Here is a 3003-nt window from a genome sequence, read left to right on the forward strand (position 1 = left end):
GGAGCCGGAGTACGTGTCCGCGATCCTGCGGCTGCCGCTGATCGGCCTGATGGTCATGCTGGTCACCGTCTGGGAGGTCGACAACTGGCTGCCCGGCGTATACGTCGCGGTGCTGGGCGGCTACGCCGTCGCCGCGGTGCTGTGGCTGGTGCTGGTGCTGCGCGGCCCGGTGCCGTCGTGGGCGAGCTGGGTGTCGACGGCCGCGGACGTGCTGGTCATCTCGGTGCTGTGCGTGGTCTCCGGTGGTGCGACGGCGGCGCTGCTGCCGGTGTTCTTCCTGTTGCCGTTGGCGGTGGCGTTCAAGGGCCGCCCGGTGGTCACCGCCGTGCTCAGCGTCAGCGCGGCGCTCGGCTATCTCGTCGTGTGGATCGTCTACTCCAAACGCGACGACACCGTCGGGCTACCCAACTGGGTGTACCTGCATGTCGGCTTCCTGCTGTGGCTGGCGGTGGCGACCACCGCACTGTCCTTCGTGCTGGCGCGCCGGGCGGCCCGGGTGACCGCCCTGTTGGACTTGCGCCGGACCCTGCTCGCGGAGTCGATGCATGCCGGTGAGCGCCGCAACCGGGAAGTGGCCGAGCTGCTGCACGACGGGCCGTTGCAGACCCTGCTCGCCGCCCGGCTGGATCTGGACGAGGCCCGCGAACGCGTGTCCGACCCCGCCCTGGACGCCGTCGACGCCGCGCTGCGGCAATCGACCGCCGGGCTGCGCTCGACGCTGGGTGCCCTGCATCCGCACCTGCTGGCGCAACTGGGCCTGGCGCCCGCGCTTGGTGAGCTGGTGCGTCGCTATGAGACGCGCGGGGACTTCCGCATCGAGGCCGACATCGACGACGTCGGCCGCTCCGACTCGCAAGCGCTGCTGTATCGAGCCGCCGCGGAGCTGCTCGAGAACGTGGCCCAGCACGCCCACGCGAGCGTGGTGCAGGTCGGGCTGCGCCGGGTCGGGGACCGCGTCGTGCTCTCCGTCGCCGACGACGGCCGGGGTTTCGAGCCGGCGATCGTCGAACGGTGCGTCGCGCATGGCCATATCGGGTTGGCATCGCTGCTGGTGGGGGTCGAGGTGGCGGGCGGGTCGATGGACGTGCAGTCCGCGGTCGGTTCGGGCACCCGCGCCACGGTGACCTCGCCGCCCGAACCCGTCACCGCCGTATCGACGGGAGCGCGATGACGCTGAATGTCAGTCACGTCGCGGCGGACCCGATTCGGTTCGTCGCGTTGCTGCGGCTTCCGCTGGTCTGCCTGATCGGCGGTGTCATCATCGAGGACGTCGTCAACCACGGGTTGCCGGTGGCCTACCTGGGGCTGCTCGCGGTCTACGCCCTGGCCGCGGTGGGGTGGCTGCTGTACACCTTGCGCGAAGCGGTGCCGCGCTGGACCGGTTGGGCATCGACCAGTGTCGACGTGCTGGTCGTGCTGGCGGTGCTGCTGTTGTCCAGCGTCGCCAGCTACACCCTGTTCCCGGTGGTGTTCCTGCTGCCGATCGCGGTGGCCTTCATGGAGCGGCCCGCGGTGACCGCTGCGTTTGGTGTCGCCGCGACCGTCGGATACACCTTGGCTCGGCTGTTCTACCTCAGTCAGGACGGCGACACCGTCGGGGTTCCGGATGTCATCTACACCCGCGTCGGGCTGCTGTTGTGGGTAGTGGCGGCGACCACCGGCCTGTGTTATGTGTTGCGGCGACGATCGGACCGGGTCCGGGCGCTGCTGGAGGTCCGGAGCAGTCTGGTCGCCGAGTCGATGCGCGCCGACGAGACCCGCAACCGGGAACTGGCCGAGGGGTTGCACGACGGGCCGCTGCAGGAATTGCTGGCGGTGCGGCTCGAGCTGGAAGAGCTGGGCGAACGCAGCCCCGACCCGCTGCTGGAGTCGGCGCGGGACACGTTGAAGGGCACCGCGACGCAGTTGCGCACCGTGGTCACTGCGTTGCATCCGCAGGTGCTGTCCGAACAGGGGCTGACGGCCGCGCTGCGCGAACTGATCCGGCAGCACGAACGCAAGTTCGAGATCGATGCGGAACTGGAAGAGGTCGGCAAACCGCGTTCGCAATCGGTGTTGTATCGGGCGGCCCGTGAGCTGCTGACCAACATCGCCAAACACGCCAAGGCGACCATCGTGACGATCCGACTGGCCCGGAAAGCCGATCGCATCGAGCTGATCGTCGGCGACGACGGGGTGGGGTTGGATCCGGCGGCCCTCGACCACGGTGTCGGCGGCGGGCACATCGGGTTGCCGACGCTGGTGGCCAGAATCGAGGCGATGGGTGGCTCGATGGACATCAGTTCAGAGGCCGGAGCCGGTACCCGCATCACGGTGGTCTCACCCCCTGAGCCGTGACATCGCCTTGCCCGGTGCCAGCCGTTAGGGTGTCGCAGTACCCAACGGGCAGGAGTAGATGGTCGCGTCATGACAGGCACGCAAATTGGGGTGGTCCGGGAGTCTGGGGCCGACGAACGACGGGTGGCGCTGGTGCCCAAGGCGGTCGCCGGGCTGGTGAACCAGGGCCTGGTCGTGGTGGTGGAGTCCGGAGCCGGGGAGCGCGCACTGCTGCCCGACGAGCTCTACACCGAGGTCGGCGCCACCATCGGTGACGCCTGGGCCGCCGACGTTGTGGTCAAGGTCGCCCCGCCCACCGCCGAGGAGGTCGCCAAGCTGCGCGGCGGCCAGACCCTGATCGGTTTCCTGGCGCCGCGTAACACCGACAACCAGATCGACGCGCTCAAGGGCGCCGGAGTGCAGGCCTTTGCGGTCGAGGCCATCCCGCGCATCTCCCGAGCCCAGGTGATGGACGCGTTGAGCTCGCAGGCCAACGTGGCCGGTTACAAATCGGTGGTGCTGGCCGCGTCGGAGTCCACCCGATTCTTCCCGATGCTGACCACCGCCGCGGGCACGGTGAAACCGGCCACGGTGCTGGTGCTCGGCGTCGGTGTGGCGGGCCTGCAGGCGCTGGCCACCGCCAAACGGCTCGGCGGCCGCACCACCGGATACGACGTGCGTCCCGAG

General features: G+C 69.7%; 2 protein-coding genes and 1 pseudogene. All 3 read left to right on the forward strand.

The window, feature by feature from the left end; all coding sequences use genetic code 11:
• Nucleotides 1–1171: sensor histidine kinase (locus tag ACN269_RS35330; RefSeq protein ID WP_421477784.1), on the forward strand; the 1171-nt coding region annotated here is incomplete at its 5' end.
• A gap of 119 nt (nucleotides 1172–1290) precedes the next feature.
• Nucleotides 1291–2337 carry a sensor histidine kinase gene (locus ACN269_RS35335; RefSeq protein ID WP_421477786.1) on the forward strand — a complete coding sequence of 349 codons (1047 nt, stop codon included), beginning with the start codon at nucleotides 1291–1293 and terminating at the stop codon, nucleotides 2335–2337.
• A 69-nt stretch (nucleotides 2338–2406) separates the two neighbouring features.
• Nucleotides 2407–3003, forward strand: a pseudogene (locus ACN269_RS35340) (NAD(P)(+) transhydrogenase (Re/Si-specific) subunit alpha); the annotation flags it as partial.

This window comes from Micromonospora sp. WMMD736 (assembly GCF_049179015.1).
GTDB lineage: Bacteria > Actinomycetota > Actinomycetes > Mycobacteriales > Micromonosporaceae > Micromonospora.